At 60.1% G+C, this 21,638-nt stretch carries 20 protein-coding genes and 2 rRNA genes (1 of these 22 running past the window's edge); 11 read left to right on the top strand and 11 right to left on the bottom strand.

Going from position 1 to position 21,638, the window contains the following annotated elements; genetic code table 11:
* Positions 1-165: 165 nt before the first annotated feature.
* Both C2U47_RS14405 and trhA read right to left on the bottom strand, forming a co-directional pair.
* Positions 166-1,827 carry a putative transporter gene (locus tag C2U47_RS14405; protein ID WP_010675535.1) on the bottom strand — a complete coding sequence of 554 codons (1,662 nt, stop codon included), beginning with the start codon at positions 1,825-1,827 and terminating at the stop codon, positions 166-168.
* 121 nt (positions 1,828-1,948) lie between these two features.
* A complete protein-coding gene (gene trhA / locus C2U47_RS14400) occupies positions 1,949-2,581 on the bottom strand; it encodes a PAQR family membrane homeostasis protein TrhA (RefSeq protein WP_029314795.1) in 633 nt (210 codons plus the stop codon).
* A 191-nt stretch (positions 2,582-2,772) separates the two neighbouring features.
* On the opposite strand from trhA, the gene C2U47_RS14395 reads away from it, so the two are divergent.
* From C2U47_RS14395 to C2U47_RS14385, 3 genes are all read left to right on the top strand, one after another.
* Positions 2,773-4,278, top strand: coding sequence for an aminotransferase class V-fold PLP-dependent enzyme (locus C2U47_RS14395; protein WP_010675537.1), 1,506 nt, complete (start codon positions 2,773-2,775; stop codon positions 4,276-4,278).
* A 104-nt stretch (positions 4,279-4,382) separates the two neighbouring features.
* On the top strand, positions 4,383-4,934 hold the full coding sequence (locus C2U47_RS14390) for a septation protein A (protein WP_010675538.1): 552 nt from the start codon (positions 4,383-4,385) through the stop codon (positions 4,932-4,934).
* 24 nt (positions 4,935-4,958) lie between these two features.
* Positions 4,959-5,255 (top strand): YciI family protein, encoded by a 297-nt coding sequence (locus tag C2U47_RS14385; RefSeq protein WP_010675539.1) that lies wholly within the window; start codon positions 4,959-4,961, stop codon positions 5,253-5,255.
* A gap of 63 nt (positions 5,256-5,318) precedes the next feature.
* Here the strand turns inward: C2U47_RS14385 and cysQ are convergent, their stop codons facing one another.
* A complete protein-coding gene (gene cysQ, locus C2U47_RS14380; protein ID WP_010675540.1) occupies positions 5,319-6,089 on the bottom strand; it encodes a 3'(2'),5'-bisphosphate nucleotidase CysQ in 771 nt (256 codons plus the stop codon).
* Between the two features lie 166 nt (positions 6,090-6,255).
* On the opposite strand from cysQ, the gene C2U47_RS14375 reads away from it, so the two are divergent.
* The 3 genes from C2U47_RS14375 to C2U47_RS14365 all read left to right on the top strand — a co-directional run bounded on the left by C2U47_RS14375 (position 6,256) and on the right by C2U47_RS14365 (position 9,190).
* Positions 6,256-6,573 carry a ComEA family DNA-binding protein gene (locus C2U47_RS14375; RefSeq protein WP_010675541.1) on the top strand — a complete coding sequence of 106 codons (318 nt, stop codon included), beginning with the start codon at positions 6,256-6,258 and terminating at the stop codon, positions 6,571-6,573.
* A 94-nt stretch (positions 6,574-6,667) separates the two neighbouring features.
* Entirely contained in the window at positions 6,668-7,579 is a 912-nt protein-coding gene (galU, locus tag C2U47_RS14370) for a UTP--glucose-1-phosphate uridylyltransferase GalU (RefSeq protein ID WP_010675542.1), read from the top strand.
* Positions 7,580-7,792: 213 nt separating this feature from the next.
* Complete coding sequence (locus tag C2U47_RS14365; RefSeq protein WP_029314796.1) at positions 7,793-9,190, top strand: peptide MFS transporter; 1,398 nt, start codon at positions 7,793-7,795, stop codon at positions 9,188-9,190.
* A gap of 70 nt (positions 9,191-9,260) precedes the next feature.
* Here the strand turns inward: C2U47_RS14365 and C2U47_RS14360 are convergent, their stop codons facing one another.
* Positions 9,261-10,232: a response regulator gene (locus tag C2U47_RS14360; protein WP_029314797.1), complete on the bottom strand. Its 972-nt coding sequence runs from the start codon at positions 10,230-10,232 to the stop codon at positions 9,261-9,263.
* Between the two features lie 275 nt (positions 10,233-10,507).
* Between C2U47_RS14360 and C2U47_RS14355 the strand changes: the two genes are divergently transcribed.
* From C2U47_RS14355 to C2U47_RS14345, 3 genes are all read left to right on the top strand, one after another.
* The gene (locus tag C2U47_RS14355; protein WP_039041329.1) at positions 10,508-11,182 is read left to right on the top strand and encodes a DnaT-like ssDNA-binding domain-containing protein; all 675 of its coding nucleotides are present in this window, start codon (positions 10,508-10,510) and stop codon (positions 11,180-11,182) included.
* A gap of 72 nt (positions 11,183-11,254) precedes the next feature.
* Entirely contained in the window at positions 11,255-12,109 is an 855-nt protein-coding gene (locus tag C2U47_RS14350; RefSeq protein WP_010675546.1) for a DnaA ATPase domain-containing protein, read from the top strand.
* A gap of 127 nt (positions 12,110-12,236) precedes the next feature.
* Complete coding sequence (locus C2U47_RS14345) at positions 12,237-12,872, top strand: SDR family oxidoreductase (RefSeq protein ID WP_010675547.1); 636 nt, start codon at positions 12,237-12,239, stop codon at positions 12,870-12,872.
* Between the two features lie 56 nt (positions 12,873-12,928).
* On the opposite strand, the gene C2U47_RS14340 is transcribed toward C2U47_RS14345, so the two are convergent.
* The 4 genes from C2U47_RS14340 to C2U47_RS14325 all read right to left on the bottom strand — a co-directional run bounded on the left by C2U47_RS14340 (position 12,929) and on the right by C2U47_RS14325 (position 17,739).
* Positions 12,929-14,122, bottom strand: coding sequence for an ABC transporter permease (locus tag C2U47_RS14340; RefSeq protein WP_010675548.1), 1,194 nt, complete (start codon positions 14,120-14,122; stop codon positions 12,929-12,931).
* Positions 14,119-15,255, bottom strand: a complete 1,137-nt coding sequence (locus C2U47_RS14335; protein WP_043156045.1) for an ABC transporter permease — start codon at positions 15,253-15,255, stop codon at positions 14,119-14,121. Before C2U47_RS14335 ends, C2U47_RS14340 begins: the two co-directional genes overlap by 4 nt.
* Positions 15,255-16,259: an HlyD family secretion protein gene (locus tag C2U47_RS14330; protein WP_080767988.1), complete on the bottom strand. Its 1,005-nt coding sequence runs from the start codon at positions 16,257-16,259 to the stop codon at positions 15,255-15,257. Before C2U47_RS14330 ends, C2U47_RS14335 begins: the two co-directional genes overlap by 1 nt.
* 73 nt (positions 16,260-16,332) lie before the next feature.
* Entirely contained in the window at positions 16,333-17,739 is a 1,407-nt protein-coding gene (locus C2U47_RS14325) for a TolC family protein (protein WP_043156047.1), read from the bottom strand.
* A 290-nt stretch (positions 17,740-18,029) separates the two neighbouring features.
* Between C2U47_RS14325 and dusB the strand changes: the two genes are divergently transcribed.
* Together dusB and fis are read left to right on the top strand one after the other, a co-directional pair.
* Positions 18,030-18,995 (top strand): tRNA dihydrouridine synthase DusB, encoded by a 966-nt coding sequence (gene dusB / locus C2U47_RS14320; protein WP_010675552.1) that lies wholly within the window; start codon positions 18,030-18,032, stop codon positions 18,993-18,995.
* Positions 18,996-19,020: 25 nt separating this feature from the next.
* Positions 19,021-19,317 carry a DNA-binding transcriptional regulator Fis gene (gene fis, locus C2U47_RS14315; RefSeq protein ID WP_005309538.1) on the top strand — a complete coding sequence of 99 codons (297 nt, stop codon included), beginning with the start codon at positions 19,021-19,023 and terminating at the stop codon, positions 19,315-19,317.
* 82 nt (positions 19,318-19,399) lie between these two features.
* Here the strand turns inward: fis and C2U47_RS14310 are convergent, their stop codons facing one another.
* The 3 genes from C2U47_RS14310 to C2U47_RS14300 form a co-directional block, all read right to left on the bottom strand.
* Complete coding sequence (locus C2U47_RS14310; RefSeq protein ID WP_043156049.1) at positions 19,400-20,032, bottom strand: LysE family translocator; 633 nt, start codon at positions 20,030-20,032, stop codon at positions 19,400-19,402.
* Between the two features lie 296 nt (positions 20,033-20,328).
* Positions 20,329-20,443, bottom strand: a 5S ribosomal RNA gene (rrf, locus tag C2U47_RS14305).
* A gap of 79 nt (positions 20,444-20,522) precedes the next feature.
* Positions 20,523-21,638, bottom strand: a 23S ribosomal RNA gene (locus tag C2U47_RS14300); it runs 1,773 nt beyond the window's last position.

Here is a 21,638-nt window from a genome sequence, read left to right as displayed (position 1 = left end):
CAGGCCATAAACCAGTGAGAAAAATCGAATGAACAGACCGAAATGAAGCCGGGTTTCGGGGCGAAAACGAAGGGACGCAGAAGATAAATAAAATTAATTAAATCAATAGCATCAATTGTGACAAAACGAAGACGGGAGCCTCATCGGCTCCCGTCTCGTGAGGTGTCAGACACCGGCCCAGAGCAGGATGGCCAGCAGCTGGGGCGAGATGATCCGCAGGAACATCACCAGGGGGTAGACGGTCGCGTAAGAGAGTGCGCTGGCACCACTGGTGGGGTGCATGCCGTTGGCAAATGCCAGAGCGGGAGGATCCGTCATCGAGCCGGCCAGCAGACCGCACAGCGTGAGGTAGTTGAGCTTGCCATAATGGCGTGCCAGCACACCCACCAGCAGCAGCGGGATCAGGGTGATTGCCACACCGTACATCATCCATGCGGGACCGTCGCCGTTGATCAGGGTGTCGATGAAGCCGGCCCCGGACTTGAACCCCACCACCGCCAGAAAGAGCACTATGCCTATTTCCCGCAGCGCCAGGTTGGCGCTCGGCGGCATGAACCAGTAGAGCTTGCCGATGCTGCCGATACGAGAAAGGATGAGCGCCACCACCAGCGGTCCCCCTGCCAGCCCCAGCTTGAGCGCCGCCGGGAATCCCGGCAGGTAGAAGGGAATGGATCCGAGCAATACTCCCAACCCGATGCCGATGAAGACGGGCAGCATCTGCACCTGCTGCAGTTTCTGCTGCACGTTGCCCACCACGCTGGTGACCGCCTCGATGGCATCGAGCCGCCCCACCAGGTTCAGGATGTCACCGAACTGCAGACTGGTCTGACTGGTCGGCACCAGCTCGATGCCGGCCCGATTAAGGCGCGAGATGACCACATCGTATTTCTGCTTGATGTCGAGATCGCGGATCCGTTTGCCGAGCACCTGCTCATTGGTGACCACCACCCGCTCAACCCGCAGATCGGTCCCGCGGGTGGAGAGGGAGGTGTCTACCTCCTCTCCAAGCACCAGCAGCACCTTGTGCAGGGCATGGCGCTCCCCCACCAGGTGCAGCAGGTCGCCAAGTTCGATACGCGAGTCGGGCTTTGGCACCATCAGCTCGTCGCCACGCTTGAGGCGGGAACAGATGACGTCCGCCTCGTCCAGACTCGGGATCTCGCGGAGCATCAGGCCATGCATATTGGGATTGCGCACGGCAATGTTGATGGTTTGCAGACTCTCCTTGGTCTTGCCTGCCTGCTGCTCGAAAGCGACCGCCTCCTCCTCGATCTTGATGTGGAAGAACATACGGATGAGCCACATGGTGAGCAGGATGCCGCAGATACCGAACGGGTAGGCCACCGCATAGCCCATCCCCATCAGGCCGGTGGATCCAGGATCCGCCCCCAGCTCGGCCAGGATCTGCTGGCCAGCCCCCAGGGACGGGGTATTGGTCACGGCCCCGGAAAAGACCCCGAGGATCACCGGCAGCGGTACATCGAACAGCTGGTGCAACGCTGCCGCCACCAGGCAGCCGAGCAGAACCAGCAGGGCCGCGAAGCCATTGAGCTTGAGGCCCGAACTGCGCAAGGAGGAGAAGAAGCCGGGACCGACCTGGATGCCTATGGTGTAGACGAACAGGATCAGGCCGAATTCCTGAATAAAATGAAGTGTTTGCTCATCCAGCTTCAAGCCGGACAAGCCGGCGAAGTGGCCCACTATGATGCCGCCGAACAGCACCCCGCCGATACCCAAACCCACGCCATAGACCCGCCAGTTTCCCAGCCAGAGCCCCAGCACTGCCACCAGCGACAGCATGCTGATGGAAAGCGCGATCTCACTCATCGTTTGCATCCTTTCCAAACTGAACTGGCACTAGCTTGTCAGCAAACGAAGGGGGCAACTGTGGGGTGCCGCACGAATTCAGGCTTTCATGAGCACAAAAATACCAATTAAGGGTTAGCCATCAGATATAGCCATAAATGGCCATGAAGTGGCACAGACTGCCACCCAGCACAAACAGGTGCCAGATGGCGTGGTTGTAGGGAATGCGCTTGGCCACATAGAAGATCACTCCCAGGCTGTAGATGAGACCACCCAGCCCCAGCAGCAGGAGCCCGGTACCATCCAGATGCAGATAGAGCTGGTAGATGACCACCAGCGACAACCAGCCCAGCATCAGATAGGTAAATAGCGACACCTTCTTGAAGCGATTGATGAAGATCAGCTTGAACACGACCCCCGCCAGGGCCAGCCCCCAGATCACCACCATCAGTCCTTGCGCCAGCGGCGTATCGAGCGCCACCAGCAGGAAGGGGGTATAAGTGCCGGCGATCAGCAGATAGATGGCGCAGTGATCGAACAGCTTGCTCCAGCGTCTGGTCGCCACCGAGCTCACGCTGTGGTAGAGCGTCGAGGCGAGATAGAGCAATACCAGGCTGGCACCGTAGACGCCGTAGCTCAGCAGTACCCTGGGCCCCTGATCCCACCCCTTGTGCAGCAGCAAGACCAGTCCCAGTCCGCCCAGCAGCAGCCCCAGCCCATGGCTGAGGCGATTCGCCCACTCTTCCCGTGGGGAGTACCCCGTCACATTCATCATTACCTCCAACCCATTACCGGCCCACTCTAGCGGCCGACATTTCAGGCTACAAGTGTTAGCTGAAAATAAAGGAGCGAAGAGAGGGAGGGCCAGAGATGGCTGTGCCCCCCGCCCCTTTGGTGTATGCTCTGCCGCCGACGCCGCCCATGCGGATGGCCGCGTCTGCCCGACAATCTGGTCTGGAGAACCCGATGAAGCTCACTGAACTGTTTACACAACCGGATCCTGATTTCGGCAAGGCCATGACGGCCCTGCTGGAGCATTTCCATCATTCCGACGACAGTCAGGCCCCCTATCAGCGGGGCAGCTTCACCCACCAGCTCGATCAGTCGTGCATGCCCGCCATCGGCATCTCTCCCCGGGACTATCTGGCACGGCTCACCACCCTGGTACCCGGGGCATCGCACCTCACCTCTCCCCGCTACATGGGACACATGACGGCACCGCTGCCGGCCTTCACCGCCGAGCTCTCCCGGCTCTTGGTGATGCTCAACCAGAACCCGATGAAGATGGAGTCCTCCCGTTTGCTGAGCTTTCTGGAGCGGGAAGTGCTGGCCAAGCTGCACCGTCTGGTCTACCGCGAGGACGACGCCTTCTATGCAGCCCAGATGCATGCCAAGGATGCAGCCCTCGGTGTCATGACCAGTGGCGGTACCATCGCCAACGTCACCGCCCTCTGGCTGGCCCGCAACCGGGCCTGTGGCGACAACCTGTTCGCCCTCGCCGAGCAGGGCTATCGCGGCGCCGTCATTCTGGGATCGCGGCTGATGCACTACTCCTTCGACAAGGGGATGGATCTGCTGGGACTCGGGGGTCGCAGCGTCTGGCGTCTCGACACAGACGAGCACAACCGGCTCAGTCTGGCGGCGCTGGAACAGGCCCTTCAACAATGCAGGGAGCAGAAGCTCAAGGTGCTGGCGCTGGTCGGCGTGGCTGGCAGCACGGATTTTGGCTCCGTCGACCCGCTGCCGGAACTGGCCGCCATCGCCCGGCGCGAGCAAATCCACTTCCACGTGGACGCGGCCTGGGGTGGCCCGACCCTCTTCTCGCCCCGCTATCAGGGATTGCTTACGGGGATAGAGCACGCCGATACCGTTACCCTTGACGGTCACAAGCAGTTGCTGGTCCCGCTCGGTACCGGCATGCTGCTCTGCCGCCAACCGGACCTGATGATGACGGTGAAGCGCGAGGCTCCCTACGCCATCCGCGCCACCTCCTTCGATCAGGGGCGTTTCACTCTGGAGGGGACCCGTCCCGCCAACGCGCTCTATCTGGATGCCGCCTTCCAGATGCTGGGGCAGCAGGGTTATGCCCAACTCATCGACGCCAACTACGACAGGGCGCGGCGAATGGCCGCGCTCATCGACGCCAGCCCCGCCTTCGAGCTGATGTCGGCACCTGTCATGAACCTGCTCTCCTACCGGTGCATTCCGCCCCACCTGCAAGGTCAGGTACCCGATGTGGCGGCCAACGAACAGATCAATCTCTTCAACGTCGCCCTGCAAAAAGCCCAGCGCGCCGAAGGGCACAGCTTCGTCTCACGCACCCAGCGCGCAGTCTCCCGCTATGGCGAGCAACCGCTCACGCTGCTGCGCGCCGTCCTGCTCAACCCTCTCATCGAGGAAGCAGACATACACGCATTGCTGGACGATCAGGTGCGCCTTGGCAACCAGATTGCCAGCCAGCTGTTCGAGTAACCCGCCGCCCCGGGAAGGAACTGCCTGCAGAATGGACGGTCTATTCATTTGCCGTTGTCTGACGGGCAGGTACACTGAGTGAAATTTTGAGGTTAGAGCCCAGCATGAAGCAGTTTATCGAGTTCATCCCCCTGATCGTCTTCTTCGCGGTCTACAAGTTTTACGACATCTACACCGCCACTGGCGCCCTGGTGGTCGTCACTGGCCTGCAACTCCTGTACAGCTGGCTTCGCTATCGCCGGGTCGAGAAGATGCAGTTGTTCACCTTCGTGCTGGTCGGTTTCTTCGGCGGCCTCACCGTCTTCTTCCACGACGATGCCTTTATCAAGTGGAAGGTGACCGTCATCAATGTGCTCTTTGCCCTCGCCCTGCTCATCGGCCGCTATGGCTTTGGCAAGAACCTCATCAAGCAGATGCTGGGCAAGGAGCTCCAAGCCCCCGACCGGGTCTGGGACAACGTCAATCTCGGCTGGGTCGGCTTCTTCACCCTGTGCGGTCTGCTCAACCTCTACGTGGCCTTCAACCTCTCCCAGGAGATGTGGGTCAACTTCAAGGTGTTCGGCCTGCTGGGCATGACCCTGGTCTTCACCCTGCTCAGCGGCGTCTATCTCTATCGCCACATGCCGGCCGAGCAGAACGCAGAACAGAAAAAATAACCGCAACCAGAAAGGGATTGTTCCATGTGGTATCTGATCTACTCCGAAGATGTCGCGGGCAGCCTGCCCCAGCGCAAGCTGGCACGCCCTGCCCACCTGGCCCGCCTGCAAGCCTTGCAGGATGAGGGCCGACTGCTGACGGCCGGCCCCAACCCGGCCATCGATGCCGAGGATCCGGCCGATGCGGGCTTCACCGGCAGCACCGTCATCGCCGACTTTGCCAGTCAGGCCGACGCCCAGGCCTGGGCCGATGCGGACCCCTATGTTGCGGCAGGGGTCTACGCCAGAGTGACCATCAAACCGTTCAAGAAAGTCTTCTGAGCCCATCGAGGCTGACAAGAAAAAGGCCGGACACTGTCCGGCCTTTTCGTATCCGATGATGACTCATGCCCTGGCCACAAACCAGGGATTGAGGATATCGGGCTTGTTGTAGCAAAGCGGCGAACCATCGAGCTGGGTGACGCTGCCCCCCGCCCCTTCCAGTACCGCCTGAGCTGCCCCCGTATCCCACTCGCAGGTCGGTGCGAGCCGCGGGTAAAGCTCGGCCTCCCCCTCGGCAATGATGCAAAACTTGAGAGAGCTGCCCATGGAAACCAGCTCGATCTCGCCCCGCTCCAGTTCGCCAAAACGGGCCAGATACTCGAGTGTCTCCTGCGACAGGTGATTGCGACTGCCCACCACGCGCCACACTTGCCCAGCGTCATGAGGGCGGGTCTGGATGGCCTCGTGCCTGCCATCAGCCACACGCCAGGCGCCAATCCCCTTGCCCCCATACCAGAGCTTGTCCAGTACCGGGGCATAGACCAGCCCCCAGCGCGGGGTCCCCTGTTCAATCAGGGCGATATTCACCGTGAACTCGCCGTTGCGGGAGACAAACTCCTTGGTGCCATCCAAAGGATCCACCAACCAGTAACGGGGCCAGCCGAGTCGCGCAGCCATCACCTCGGGGGAGGACTCTTCCGACAACACCGGGATATCGGGAGTGAGACGCGCCAGCGCCTGAACGATCACCTCGTGGGCCCCCTTGTCCGCCGCCGTCAGCGGGCTCTCGTCCTGCTTGTACTCCACCGCAAAGGGCTGACTGTAGATAGACATGATGGCCTCACCGGCGGCGCGGGCGATGGGCTCCAGTTCGGAAATGGCGGGTAGATACATGGAAAAGAGTTCTCGCTCAAAGGGTTGGTCAGTGTAACCGAGTGAGTATCTTCGGCTTATAGCCGTTTGCACTGACTTATACAGTGTCAAAACTGACAGACAAAAAGTGGCGCAACACAGCTAATGATAAATATGCCACTAAGGCAGATTCATAAGGATGTGAAACATGAACAAGAAGACCCTGATCGCCGCACTGCTGCTGAGCTGCCTCCCCCTGTTGAGCCAACCTCTGCTGGCCGCCGACAAGGCGGCGACCAAGCCTGTGGCCACCACCCAAGTCAAGGAGAGCGGCAAGATCAATCTCAATACCGCCAGTGCCGGCGAGCTCACCGCCCTGAAAGGCATTGGCGAGAAGAAGGCACAGGCCATCATCGACCACAGGGAGAAGCAGGGCAAGTTCACCTCCGTCGATCAACTGGCGGACGTCAGTGGCATCGGACCTGCCACGCTGGAAGCAAACCGGGACATGATTATCGTCAAGTAACCGGTTTGAATCCCTATCATCCCGAGGGCAGCCTGTGGCTGCCCTATTTTTCTTCGGGTATCATGAGCCCACTTTGTATCTTCGGACTCACTCCATGAAAAAGACACCGCTCGTTGTTCGCAAGGCCGTTCTCCCCGTTGCCGGTCTGGGTACCCGCATGCTGCCCGCCACCAAGGCCATCCCCAAGGAGATGCTGCCCGTGGTCGACAAGCCGCTGATCCAGTATGTGGTGCGCGAAGCCATCGCCGCCGGCATCAAGGAGATCATCCTGGTGACCCATTCAAGCAAGAACTCCATCGAGAACCACTTCGACAAGAGCTTCGAGCTGGAGGCGACCCTGGAGAAGCGGGTCAAGCGCCAACTGCTGGAAGAGGTTCAGCACATCTGTCCCAAAGACGTCACCATCATGCACGTGCGTCAAGGGGAAGCAAAAGGCCTGGGCCATGCAGTACTGTGTGCCCGCCCCCTCATCGGGGATCAACCCTTCGCCGTGCTGCTGCCGGATGTGCTCATCGACGAGGTGGCCAGCGATCTGAAGCAGGACAACCTGGCGGAGATGGTGCATCTGTTCGAAGAGGAGCAGATCAGCCAGATCATGGTGGAAGCCGTCCCCGAGAGCGAAGTGGACAAATACGGCATCGCCGACATCAAGGGGGAAGCCCTGAGCGAAGGCATGTCCCTGCCGATGCAGGCCATCGTCGAGAAGCCGCCCCGGGATGAAGCCCCGTCCAACCTGGCCGTGGTCGGTCGCTATGTGCTCTCGGCCAATATCTGGCCCTTGCTGGAAAAAACCCCGGCCGGCGCCGGCGACGAGATCCAGCTGACCGATGCCATCGCCATGCTGATGGAAAAGGAGCAGGTCAATGCCTACTTCATGAAGGGACGCAGCCACGATTGCGGCAGCAAGCTCGGTTACATGAAGGCCAATGTGGAATACGCCGTGCGCCATCGGGAACTCAGCAAAGAATTCACCAGCTGGCTGAAGCAGTTTGCCAAAGAGCTGTAATCTCTGAATATTTACAAGATAAGCAGAATAAAAAACTGGGCATCATTCGATGCCCTTTTTCATTTTATAAACAAATATTCAACCATTGATAGATAAAATATCGCTAAATCATAATATTGTAATTTAAAGTCGCTTGTTCTATAAGGATTAAGGCTTGTTCCTAGCCCTTGCATAAAATTTCTAAAAAAATATAAGACACAGGTGGAAGTTCCAATGAATAACCCGTCCAAAGGGACCTTTTTAGGTCACCCTAAAGGGCTTTTTTTGCTCTTTAGTACCGAACTGTGGGAGAGATTCTCCTATTACGGCATGCGTGCCGTGCTCGTCCTCTATCTGACCGACCTGACCGCCAACGGTGGCATGGGCTGGACCCAGGCCGACGCCCTCAAGCTGTACGGCATCTATACCGGTCTGGTCTACATCACTCCCATCATCGGCGGCTGGCTCGCAGATACCTTCCTGGGCCAGCGCCGTGCCATCCTGTTCGGTGCCGTGCTGATGGCCGCCGGCCAGTTTACCCTGGCACTGCCTCACGCCATGTTCCCTGACATGGTCAACACCGTCTTCTATGCCGGCCTTGGCTTGCTGATCGTGGGCAACGGCCTGTTCAAACCGAACATCTCCACCATGGTGGGCGACCTGTATAAAGAAGGGGATCACCGTCGTGACGGCGCCTTCACCATCTTCTACATGGGCATCAACCTGGGCTCCCTCCTGGCCGGCGTGATCTGCGGCGCCGCCGCCACCGCCTATGGCTGGCAAGCCGCCTTCGTCAGCGCCGGTATCGGCATGCTGCTCTCCCTGGTCGTGCAGGCCACCATGGCCCAGCGTTTCCTTGGCGACATCGGCCGTGTGCCCGCCGCCCAGCGTGCCGCCCTGCAGCGCTCCAAGGAGCAAAAAGCGCCCCTGACCAAACAGGAAGTGGATCGCATCAAGGTGATCCTGGTACTGGGCCTGTTCACCATCATCTTCTGGGCCGGCTTCGAGCAGGCCGGTGGTCTGATGAACCTGTATGCCCAGGAGTATACCGACCGCATGATCGGCAGCTTCGAAGTGCCGACCGCCTGGTTCCAGTCCCTGAACCCCTTCTTCATCATCACCCTGGCCCCTGTCGTGGCCGCCATCTGGATCAAGCTCGGCAAGAAAGAGCCGAACTCCCCGGTGAAATTCGCCATGGGCCTGCTATTCCTGGCCGTCGGCTTCCTGTTCATGATCGGTGCCGTGCTGGAGCAAGGTGGTGATCAGGCTGTCAAGACCTCCATGTTCTGGTTGGTCGGTGCCTACCTGTTCCATACCCTGGGTGAGCTCTGCCTCTCCCCCATCGGTCTCTCCATGGTGACCAAGCTGGCTCCGCTGCGCCTGGCCTCCCTGATGATGGGTGCCTGGTTCGGTTTCGTGGCCCTGGCCAACTATGCCGCCGGCTTCATCGGATCCTTCGTCGGCGAATCCGGTGCCATGGCCATCTTCGGTGGCATCGCACTGGCCGCCGTGATCAGCGCCCTCATCCTGCTGACCATGGCCAACCGCTTGGTCTACTGGATGCACGGTGCCGAAGGCCCGGCCAAAGAGCCCGAAGAACAAGAGCAGAAACTGCACTCCGCGACCGTTTGACCGGTCAGGACAGCAGATACCAAACAGGGCGCCCATGGGCGCCCTGTTTGCATGTGTTCACTTCACTGCGTCAGTGGTGACGAACCTGCATCGTCAGGGCGCTGCCGCTGTCACTGCGAAACTGCAGATCAAAGGGCTCGTGCCAGCTTCGCCTGTGCAACGTGTAGCGACTGCTGCGCATCAAGCCGAGCGGCAACCCCCCTGCACGCATCAACCAGTGAGGTGAGGTGAGCCCGGCATTTGCAAAAAGCAGCCCATCTTCCTGATCGAACAGCAGGGCCGCCATGGCAAAGGAGTGACGCAGGCCCGACTCCAGCAGTTGCAGATTGAGGTAATCCAGCAATCGGTGTGGCTGGGTCAACAGCAGGCTCTCCTGTTGCTGGTATTGGCGATAGGGGCCGTTCATCAGGGATCGCACCAAGGCACCACAGAAGGCCGCATCCACACCGAGGATGGGCAATTCCATCACCAGTACCAGCAGCTTGTCGTCCAGTTTGAAGGTATCCGGGATGAAGAGATTGCCCATGCCGGCAAAGGTGACCTGCCAGGGCCCCCACTCCTGCATGCCAGGGGGCGCCAACCAGGCGAGCAGCCGACTGCTCGCCAGATCGTGGCCACGGAAGAAGTCGATGTGCTCCATCAGTTCCAGCTGCTGGCTCTGATGCCCGAGGTTTGTCAGGCATTGCTCGATGCTGCGGCGGATCTGCTCATAGTCATTCACCGGTTTGATGAAGAAGTCCCTGGCCCCCGCCCGCAGCGCACGCTCGATCGCAGCCATCTGATCCTGACCGGAGATGACGATGACGGGCACCTGTGGATAGCGGGCGGTAAGGCAGGCAATCACCTCATGGCCATCCATGTTCGGCATGTTCAGATCACACAACACCACATCGGGGTGATAGAGCGCTGCGGCAGAGAGCCCCTCAATTCCGTCTTCTGCCTGAAAGACGCAGGCCCCGTCGTGCTCGAGATAAGATACCAGTGAGTGGCGAAAAACCGCTTCGTCTTCTACCACCAAGATCCGTAGTCCGGCTTTTGACATCTTGACAAAGCTCTTATTAGTCAAATGGTTATTTGAGCATTAAGACTAGATCATGGGCGCTGGATACCGCCACACAATATTGTCGAGCAGCGAGCCGGGCTGGCCTTGGTATCTGCCAAGCGTTTGAAATGGTCCGACTATTTTGATCGCCCCCTTGCGCAGAGATGGTCGGCAACCGTCGCCCGGCAGCCGTTATCTCGCAGGTCGGCACCATGAATTGTATGAGGCACCGCCATGAGGGATAATGCCCTCCACTCCAGATCGTGAAGCAGACCATGACGCCAGCCGAATACAGCGCCCTCGCCCATCCCAGACTCTCCCATCCGGCCCGCAGCCTCTATACCCTGCAACTGCGCCGCTTGGTGCTGGAAAATCGGCTGGCCCGACTCAACTATCCCGAGCTTGGCCGGGCATTGGCTGTCGTCGATCCGGGCAATCCCGGTGGTTTCAGCTATCAGGTCAACGCTCGCCAGCTGACCGAACTGCTCGACGAGCTGATGGAAGCCGAACTGCTTCAGGTCGAGGCCCAGGCTGACAGTGAGCACTACCACCAGTGCCCTTTCCAGTTGCCGTTGCTGAGCCAGCGGGTGCGCAGCCCTCTGCCGGCACGCCCGTTCCAGATGCACCTGCAGTGGCGTCCGGACGAAGAACTGCCTGCTCTCGCACGCCTGTGCGGGGTGATCGATGCCAGCTACAGCGAAGAGGATCTCGGGGAGTTCATCGCCTACTGGCTCGGCCGCCCCGAGGTGTTCGACTCCCAGCACCAGTGGATGTTGAAATTTATTCGGGCCCTCAAGAGTCGGCGCTACGCCCGCCGCCCGGCGACCGTGGTCACCGGGTACCAGCAGGTCGCGCCAGCCCCGGTAGAGGCTGGCCCGAGCCGCCGGGCGCAAGAGATGATCGATGAGGCCAAACGGCTGGCACAAGCTCAGGAGCCGGAGAATGATTGATACCAGGCGGCCACGAAGTGCACTATTGACCCCCTGCCCATCCAGCCACAGCCCTAGCAGAAGGAGAATTCCATGACAGATCCGCACGACCCGATGCGCCAGGCACTGGAAGAGATCGAGGCCAAACGCCAGAAAATCGCCAAGGCAAGACAGGAGCAACGGGCTCATGATCCCGAGCTCAAGCGTCACGTCAGCAGCCTGCAGCAACGTATTCTCCGACTGCGGGCCGCAACCGGCGGCAGCCAGTACGACTACGAGACCCTGCGCAAGGAGTACGACGCCAAGGCCAATGCCGAAGTGCGCGAGTTGCAGAAGGCCGCCCGCCAGGAGCGGATCCAGAAGCTGATCGCCCAGGCCGACCTCAATCCGGACTGGATCTTCGACAAGATGGATTCCGGTGACCCGGCCCTGCAATACCCCATCGAGACAGCCCGCTACTTCATCAGCGGTTTCGAGCACTGGGAGAAGAGCGGCGGGGGCTGCATGCTGATCTACGGCGATTACGGCACCGGCAAATCCACCCTGGCGGGTGCCGTGGCCCACGAGTTGATCGCGCGCCACCAGAAGTCGGTGATCTTCCAGCAGTGGGCCTCCATCGTGGACAGGCTCTTTTTCAACGTCATCCAGGATCAGGAGGAGCGTAACCAGTACCGCCGCGCCCTGGAAGAGGTGGACCTGCTGATCATCGACGAGGTGGCGGCCAACCGTGCCAAGATGGCCGAGAGTCAGTCCAGCTTCCTCGGCCACCTGCTGCGCCGTCGTCGCAACCTGTCCAAAAGCGTCATCATCATCACCAACCACAGCCCCCAGAGCCTGCATCAGGCCATCGGTGATTTCAGCTATGAGGCGATCAAGGCGTTCAATCCGGTGGACATCCACCTGAGCGGACCCAGCCGCCGTCCCAGCATCGGCCATTACAACGGTTGATCCCGTCGGGCCGGCGTCCCTGATGTCCGGCCCTTCATATCCCCTGCACCTCACAAATAAAAACCACTCTCATTTACAGAGAGCCATCCAGGCTCTAGGCTTGCTCTTTTGTTCGAGAGGGCCTGTCATGCCAACCACACTCATCTTCGGTGCCAGTCGAGGACTGGGCCGCGCCTTCACCGACCACGCACTGCAACTGGGCCACAGGGTCGTTGCCCTGGTGCGCCATGCCGACATGGCCAGCGAGCTGCATACCCTGGGAGTCGAGGTCGTCATCGGGGATGCCCTGGACCCCCAGGCCGTGGCCCAGGCTTGCCGCTTGGCGGACAGGGATGCCCGGGTAGTCTCCACCCTCGGCAGCTTTCGCCAGAGTGCACCGGTGGATTATCAGGGCAACCGCCATGTGATCGACGAGATGGAGCGCGCCGGGCTCAGCCGCCTGCTGCTGGTCACCTCCCTCGGTTGTGGCGACAGCTGGCAATACCTGCCCGAGCGGGCTCGCGCCGCCTTCGGACACGAGGTACGCCTCAAGAGCCTGGCGGAAAGCTGGCTGCAGACAAGCCCCCTGGCGTGGACCATTTTACGCCCCGCAGGGTTGCAGGATGGGGAGCCCACGGGTCAGGCCATCCTGAGCCAGGGGCTAGAGAGGCATGGCCTGGTCAGGCGCCAGGATGTGGCGATACGGGGTTTGCAACTGCTCACCGACCAGGAGGCGTGCGGCCAGATCTATGCCATCGGCGATCCGGGTCTGAATCAGCCATGATCCCTGTGAATGGCAACACGGTCAGCCCAGTGGCTGACCGTGTTGTTGCAAGGCGCCTAGTCGGTGGAAGACGCTGTCGCCCCATCATCCGGCCGCGTTGCAAGGCACGGTTGACGCCAGCGGAGCAACCAGCACGCCAGAGCGCCATACAGCAGCGCCAGTCCCCACAACTGCCACCAGTAGCGGGAGACCTGGGCAAAGTCGGCCCCCATCTGATTGAGGCGCAGGAATCCCTCGATGGCCGGCGTGCTCGGTGCCCACTGGGCCAGCCAGTTGAGGGGGGCCGGGATGAGCTCAAGGGGCCAGATAAAGCCGGCCAGGAAGACCAGCGGCAAAGAGGAGACAAGCACCACCTGGGTCGGTAGATCACGGCGGGTGAACAGGGCGCCGAGCACGATCCCGAGCCAGGTGGTGGCCAACAGGAACGGCAGGGTAAAGAGCCAGAGTTCGCCGGGTACAGCGGTGCGGGCAATACCGTAGTGATCGAAGCAGAAGCCGAAGAAGTAGGTCACCGGAAGGACGAAAAGAGCCCCCACCACCAGGGTGCGGGCCAGCAACAAGGCCGGCACGGGAGCATGTTGCCAGTAGCCTGACTCGCCACGGCGGCTGCGCTGGTTCTGGGTCGCCCCCAGGATGCCGGTCCCCATCAGCAACACCTGATGCAGGATCAGCACGAATACCGCAGGCACCACGTAGTTCACATAGCCCATGGTGGGGTTGAATACCGGCAGCACATTGAGGGCCACCGCGTTCCAGCCCATGGCGGCCTGGGGCAGCGCCTCACCCTGGCTCAACAGCCTGGCCACCTTCACCTGGGCGGCAAGCGTGCCCCCCGCCTGGGCCAGCCCTTCGGCAATGGTGCCATAGACCAGGAAGTAGGAGGCATCCCCGGCATAACCCAGGGTCACGCTCCTGCCCAGCATCAGATCCCGATAGAAGTGGCGGGGAATGTGCAAGATGCCGCTCGCCTTGCCGGTCAGCATCATCTGGCGGGCCTCGTCGAGCGAACCGGCACGGGCCACCAGTTTCACCTGCGCCGTGGCATCGGCCATAAACTCCAGCTGGCGGGAGAGCTGGCTGCCATCCTCGTTGACCACCACCACGGGCTCTTCCCTGGGCAATTGGTGCAGGTAGGGCTGGGGGTAGAGGAAGGAGTAGAAGAAGACGCCGCCAAACAGGGTCAGCATGATGGCGCGATCCGCCAAGAGGGTGCGCAGCTCAAGGCGCACCAGATCCCAGAATCCCATCATGGCCTGGACTCCTCATGGGGCAGGGCCGCGCCCGACGGCGTCCGGTAGCGGTGTACCACCAGCAGCAGGGGCAGCAGAAACAGCAGCAGGGCCCCGAGCTGGGGCAGGGCCGCCGTCAACGGTTGACCGTAGTTGGTTTGCCCGATTTGCAGCTCCACATAGTGGGAGATGGGCAGCAGGCTGCGCCAGAACTGGGCCACATCCCCCATGGCGCTGACCGGAAAGGTGACCCCCATAAAGGCGAAACCGGGAGCCGTGTAAGCCCCCGCCAGCGACAGAGCGCGCGCCGGATCCCGGATGATGGCGTAGAAGAAGGCCCCCATGGTGACGCAAGCGGCCGACGCCAGTCCCAGCCCCGCCGTCAGCACCAGCCAACTGCCTTGCATGGGGTACCCAAGCCCCTTGAACAGCAGCAGACTCCACGCCAGACCCCACCCCCAGCCGATGAGCACGTGGGGTAGCAGGGTACGCCAGAGGCCGAACCAGACCCCTCTGGTGGTCCAGTCCAACCCGAGGCGATCGGTGCGGGCCAGGGCGTTCAGGCCATAGAGCACCACCAGGATCTGCCACACCGCAGGCAGCAGGGCGCTCAGCAGAAACTGGGCGTAGCTGGAATTGATGTTGTAAAGCGCGGTAACCTGGCTCGCAATGGGTACGGATTGTCCCAGGGCACCGGGCAGCGTCTTGCCGTCGGCCATGGCCGAGAGCACGCCCACCTGGCCATTAAGAGTTCCCACCACCTGGGCCAGTGCGGAGTTGACCAGCTTGGCAATCAGGATGAACTGGCCATTGTTGAACACGGTCACCCTGGGTTGGGTCCCCTCGCGGGCATCCCGCTCCAGGTGATGGGGGATCACCACCAGGGCATAGATGTCTCCCCCACGCAGCGCCCTGGCCCCCTCGTCGATGGCGTCAAACTGCTGCGCTATCTTGAGCCCGGCGGAGCCATCGAGAGAGAGCGCCAGTTGTCGGGAGAGGGTGCTGCGATCCAGATCCACCAGACCGACCTTGAGATCCCGCGCCAGGCCGGCTGAAAAGATCCAGCACAGGATCCCTATCAGCACCAAGGGGACCCAGCTCGCCAGCGCCCGGCCGAACGGGTCCTGCCAGAGCAACCGCCATTCGCGCCCCATCAGAGCTCGACCAGCACGCTCATGCCGACCCGCAGCCCGTCAACCGGCTGCAAGGGGCGCGCTTCCACCTGGAAGCTTTTCATGTCGAACCCCTGGCGGGTGTCGGTGGCACGCCAGGTGGCGAAATCCCCCATCACGGCCACATGGGTCACCTTGAAGCGCACCAGCTGATCCCCCAGGCCGGGAATACGGGCATCAAACTCGGTACCGACCGGGAACCTTGGCAAGAGGTCCTCACGGACATGGAACTGGGCCCAGGCATCCTTCATGTCGAGCAAGGTCACCACAGGGAAGCCCTGGGGAGCCAGCTCGCCACTACGCAACAGCACCTGGGCAACTTCCCCCTCGTGGGGGCTGGCGATGCGGGTATCGGCCAGATAGGCTTCCACTTCCGCCACTCCGCCAGCCGCCATCTTGGCCTGCTCGCGGGCCGCTATCTTGGTCTCTTCCCGCGCCCCTTCCAGTGCCATCTGGTATTGCTGCCAGGCCATGCCCTCGCTGTACTTCGCCGCCTGCCAGGCCGTCCAGGCCTCGTCACGCTTTTGCAGCGACATCACGCCATCCCGATGCAGGCTGGCAATGCGCTCGTAGGTTTTGCCATGAAGCAGGGCAGCCGCCTTGGCCTGTTGCCACTGATCCTTGGCGGCCGCGATCTGCTGCACTCGCGCCCCCTTCTCGGCCTCTTCGGCCATGGCACCCGCCGCGGCCTGCCCGGCCTTGGCCTGACTCAGCTTGGCCTCGATCTCCGGGCTCGCCAGAGTGAACGCCAGTTGGCCCCTGGCCAGTTGATCCCCCTTCTTCACCAGCACCTCGTCGATGCGGCCCGCCACCTTGGAAGAGACCGAATACTGCTGCGCCTCTATCTGCCCCTGCAGACGCACCGGCTCCGGCTGATAGGCCAGCCAGAAGCGCCAGCCAAGCCAGAGCACAAGCAATACCAGCGCCAGTGGCAGCAGCCAGGGCTTGCCCTGGCTCATCTTCTTCTTGATGGGGGGATGACTCATGAATTCACCTCGGCAAACGGGCGACCCTTGACGGTCGAAACGGACATGAATAACGGAGTGGAAGAGCGCGCGATCATGAGTTCACCTCGATCGCCTGGCCATGCTGATACTGGTTGAAACTGTTCATCTGACCGGAGAGTGCCAACAGGCGGGCCAGAGAGATCACGTATTGATAGGCGGCGGCGGCGCGCTGGGTCTTGACCCCGGCAAGCTGGGTCTGGGCATCGACCACATCGAGGGAAGTGGAGAGCCCCTGACCGAATGCCTTGTCACGCAACCGCACGTTCTCCTCGGCCAGCGCCTGGGTCGAGGAGAGAGAGTGATACTCCTCCAGTCCCTGGGCAGCCTCGCGCCAGGTCTTCTCGACCAGCAGCTCCAGATCCTGGCGGGTCTTGGCTTGCAGCAGGTTGACCTGGAGTTCGGCGCTCTTGGCTGCCTGGACCGTCTCGGAGCGGCCATCACGACTCACCAGCGGCATGCTGACCCCGACACCAACCAGCCAGTCCGGTGTGGTCTTGGAGACAATGGAATCATCTTCATAGAGGTTGTAGTTGCCGAACAGGAAGAGCTCGGGGGCGTATTTGCCCTTCTCCAGCTTGATCATCCCCTGGGCCTGATCCTTCTTGGCCGTCAACAGCTTGAGACCGGGATGCACCGACAGGGTCTCCTCCACGAAGGGAGACAAGGCTGGCATCCCTTCGTTGATGAAGAGGGCGGTATTGGGCTCAGCCTGCTTGAGCTTGAGCATGTGGCCGAGCGTCAGCTGGGCGATCTCCAGGCTGCGCCTGGCCTTCTGGGTATCGATACGTGCCCTGTCATAGGCAGACTGGGCCGAAAGGCGCTCCACCTTGGCGATCTGCCCCTGGGCTTCGAGCTTCTTGGCATGATCCAGATGGTGTGCCAGTCCCTGCTCGATCTCCTGCTTGGTCTGCACCACCTGCGCCGCCAGCACCACCCCGAAGTAGGTCTGGGAGAGGCTCTCGAAGGTGGACTGCTGTTTGAGCACCAGCAACTGCTCAGCCTCGCTCACCTGGGCCTGACGAATATCCTGGGCCGCATCGATGCGCCCGCCGGTAAAGAGCGGCCATAGCATCTTGACCGAACTGGTCACCACGTTCTGCTTGGTGAGGGGGGTGACGAAATCGCTCGGGCTGAGGTTGAGTGCCTGCATCACAGGCCCCAGCACCTTGCCGAATTCCGGATGATTGGCGATGGGGTTGAGATCCAGCATGTCCAGCTCCATCGGCTGATCGAGATGGGTATAGCTGGCCCCCACATCCACCTTGGGCAGGTACATTGCCTTGGCCGCCTCCCGCAGTTGCTGGGCCCGCTCCACCCCGGCCTGCTCTGCCGCCAAGCCGTCATCCTGCTGGATGACGCGGCTCCAGGCCTCGGTAAAGCTGACCGTCTGCGCCTGAGCCGACCCCAGCACGATACCCAGCAGGCATGGGCAGAGCGACTTGATGAACTTTACCGTCATACATCCCCGATCCGTTTGTAATGAAATTGTGTAGAGTCTTTGCTCAATTCAGGCCCGCTATCATAGCCTAAACCGGCTTGAGAGGGAGACTCACAAATCACCATCCCCCTCACTCGCGCCCTCCTGACCATGGTCACAGACAATATGTCCGATTTTCAAGCACTCCTGAATTTGCAAGCCTTGGCGCGACGTTTTTTTCAGAAAAAAATGGCTGACGCTCAAATACTAACCTTTTCTCCTGACTAAAAAATGCGTAATATACGCCGCCCTAAGCCGATGGTAACCGTGGAATGCAGATAGGTCCCCACACGCTTGAAACTCCCCTGATCGTGGCCCCCATGGCCGGTGTAACAGACCGACCATTTCGTGAACTTTGTTTACGTTTGGGAGCCGGTATGGCCGTTTCCGAGATGCTGCTGGCCAACCCGGATGTCTGGGATACCCAGAAAACCCGGATGAGAATGGATCACTCTGCTGAAGGCGGCTTGCGATCGGTCCAGATTGCCGGTGCCGACCCCGAGATGATGGCGTTTGCTGCCCGCTACAACGTGGAGCAGGGCGCTCAGATCGTCGACATCAACATGGGATGTCCGGCAAAAAAAGTGAATAAGAAGCTGGCAGGTTCCGCCCTGCTGCGTCAGCCAGACCTGGTCAGATCCATCTGCCGGGCCGTGGTGGATGCGGTGGAAGTACCTGTCACCTTGAAGATCCGCACAGGATGGGATCCGGATAACCGCAATGGCGAGGAGATCGCCCGAATCGCCGAAGATTGCGGTATCGCGGCCCTTGCCGTGCATGGTCGTACCCGTGCCTGCCTCTACAAGGGCGAAGCGGAGTACGACACTATCAGGGCGATTAAGCAGGCCGTATCGATTCCTGTTGTCGCCAATGGCGACATCGATAGCCCGGAGAAAGCCCGGTATGTCCTCGACTATACCGGTGTCGACGCCGTGATGATCGGCCGTGCTGCGCAAGGACGACCCTGGATTTTCCGGGAAATCCGCCATTTTCTTGAAACGGGCACCAAGCTGCCGCCTCCCGACAGGGAAGAGGTTCGCACCCTGATGAACGAGCATGTCACCAATCTGCACCAGTTTTACGGTGCCTATCTGGGAGCGCGCATTGCCCGTAAACACGTGGGCTGGTATCTGGATGAAGAAGAGGCGGGCCGAGAATTCCGTAAGCACTTCAATGCCCTGGATTGTGCAGACGCACAACTCGAGGCACTCGAAGCGTATTTCGATGGATTAGGTTAACGCATAACTAAAGAGCCGACCGAATATGTTCGAACAAACCCTGACTTCTGATGCATTGGTAACAACTACTCACAATCACGCTGCCGAGCCGACCCAACGCCCCCTGCGTGACTCTGTGCAACAGGCCCTGCGTAACTACCTGGCCCAGTTGAACGGTCAGGAAGTGATTGATCTGTACGATATGGTTCTCTCCGAAGTCGAAGCTCCCATGCTGGACGTGATCATGCAGTACACCCGTGGCAACCAGACTCGCGCCGCCGTAATGATGGGCATCAACCGCGGCACCCTGCGCAAGAAACTCAAGCGTTACGGCATGAACTGATCCCGGTCATTCTGCTGCAGTGCAGACGAAGGCGTATCCCAGCGATGGGATACGCCTTTTTCTATGCCCGGTTTTTACCTGCTCACTCCACCGCCAGCTTGATACCGAGCCCCACGAACAGCCCCCCCATCACGCGATTCAGCCAGGTGGCCACCCGGGCGGGCAGTCGCACCTTGCGGCTTGCAAACGCGGTGGAAAACGCCAGCAGATGGCACCAGATCATGCCGTTGAGATTGAAGATGCAGCCCAGCACGATGAATGCCATCGCCTTTTGCGGTGAAGCGGGATCGATGAACTGGGGCACAAAAGCGAGAAAGAAGAGCGCCACCTTGGGATTGAGGACATTGGTGAGCAACCCCTGCCGAAAGATGCGCCCATAAGAGAGCGCAGGCAGCGCCACAGCCCCATCCACAGACGTTGAAGTGCCACTCCTCTGCCAGAGCATGGACACGCCGAGATAGACCAGATAGAGCGCCCCCATCAGCTTGATGACGGCAAACAGCTCGGCGGAGGCACTCAACAGGGCAGACAGTCCCAGCGCCGCAGCCAACACATGTACCATGGTACCTGTCCCGATACCCAATGCCGCCATGGACCCTGCACGCCATCCCTGGGAGCCGCTGCGCAGCATGATGAGCAGGGAGTCAGGCCCAGGCATCATGTTCAGCAGCAGGCCAGAAACGACAAACAACGCCAAATCGTGGATCCCCAACATAGACAGCTCCTTGTACATGAAAGAAACAGTCTATGGATCCTGAGGTACTTGTCACTCCCGTTTCCAGCGATAGTGATTATCAAGGAAGGGAATAGCGCTTGAGCCGGAGATACTTGACGCTCAACCTGGTGAGAAAGAGAGATTGAGCCGTTTGAAAGACAGTGATACTGGCTGAATAACAATGTTTATCGATACAATAGACTGTGTTTTGCGCATTAACCAGACTTATTATCTAAAAAATAAATTTCAGGCAATAAAAAACCCCGCTCAGATGAGCGGGGTTTCTTGTATTGGGTGCCTGGCAGTGTCCTACTCTCGCATGGCGAATGCCACACTACCATCGGCGCTACAGCGTTTCACTTCTGAGTTCGGCATGGGGTCAGGTGGTTCCACTGCGCTATTGCCGCCAGGCAAAATCTTCAATCTGAGAAAGCTGATGTAAGTAATTCGTTCATTCGCTACAAGGCCAGAAACACTTCTTGGGTGTTGTATGGTTAAGCCTCACGGGTAATTAGTATGGGTTAGCTCAACGTATCGCTACGCTTACACACCCCACCTATCAACGTTGTGGTCTCCAACGGCCCTTTAGGACCCTCAAGGGGTCAGGGATGACTCATCTCAGGGCTCGCTTCCCGCTTAGATGCTTTCAGCGGTTATCGATTCCGAACTTAGCTACCGGGCAGTGCCACTGGCGTGACAACCCGAACACCAGAGGTTCGTTCACTCCGGTCCTCTCGTACTAGGAGCAACTCCCTTCAATCATCCAACGCCCACGGCAGATAGGGACCGAACTGTCTCACGACGTTCTGAACCCAGCTCGCGTACCACTTTAAATGGCGAACAGCCATACCCTTGGGACCGACTTCAGCCCCAGGATGTGATGAGCCGACATCGAGGTGCCAAACACCGCCGTCGATATGAACTCTTGGGCGGTATCAGCCTGTTATCCCCGGAGTACCTTTTATCCGTTGAGCGATGGCCCTTCCATTCAGAACCACCGGATCACTATGACCTACTTTCGTACCTGCTCGACCTGTCCGTCTCGCAGTTAAGCTGGCTTATGCCATTGCACTAACCTCCTGATGTCCGACCAGGATTAGCCAACCTTCGTGCTCCTCCGTTACTCTTTGGGAGGAGACCGCCCCAGTCAAACTACCCACCAGGCACTGTCCGCGAGCCCGATTCAGGGCCCTGCGTTAGAACATCAAACATACAAGGGTGGTATTTCAAGGACGGCTCCAGCGCAACTGGCGTCACGCCTTCAAAGCCTCCCACCTATCCTACACATGTAGGTTCAATGTTCAGTGCCAAGCTGTAGTAAAGGTTCACGGGGTCTTTCCGTCTAGCCGCGGGTACACCGCATCTTCACGGCGAATTCGATTTCACTGAGTCTCGGGTGGAGACAGCATGGCCATGGTTACACCATTCGTGCAGGTCGGAACTTACCCGACAAGGAATTTCGCTACCTTAGGACCGTTATAGTTACGGCCGCCGTTTACCGGGGCTTCGATCAAGAGCTTCGCTTGCGCTAACCCCATCAATTAACCTTCCGGCACCGGGCAGGTGTCACACCCTATACGTCCACTTTCGTGTTTGCAGAGTGCTG

Origin of the sequence: Aeromonas sp. ASNIH7 (genome assembly GCF_002903485.1) — a bacterium.
Classification (GTDB): domain Bacteria; phylum Pseudomonadota; class Gammaproteobacteria; order Enterobacterales; family Aeromonadaceae; genus Aeromonas; species Aeromonas caviae.
The sequence above is the reverse complement of the archived record's forward strand: the minus strand, read 5'-3'. Positions and strand labels throughout refer to the sequence as shown.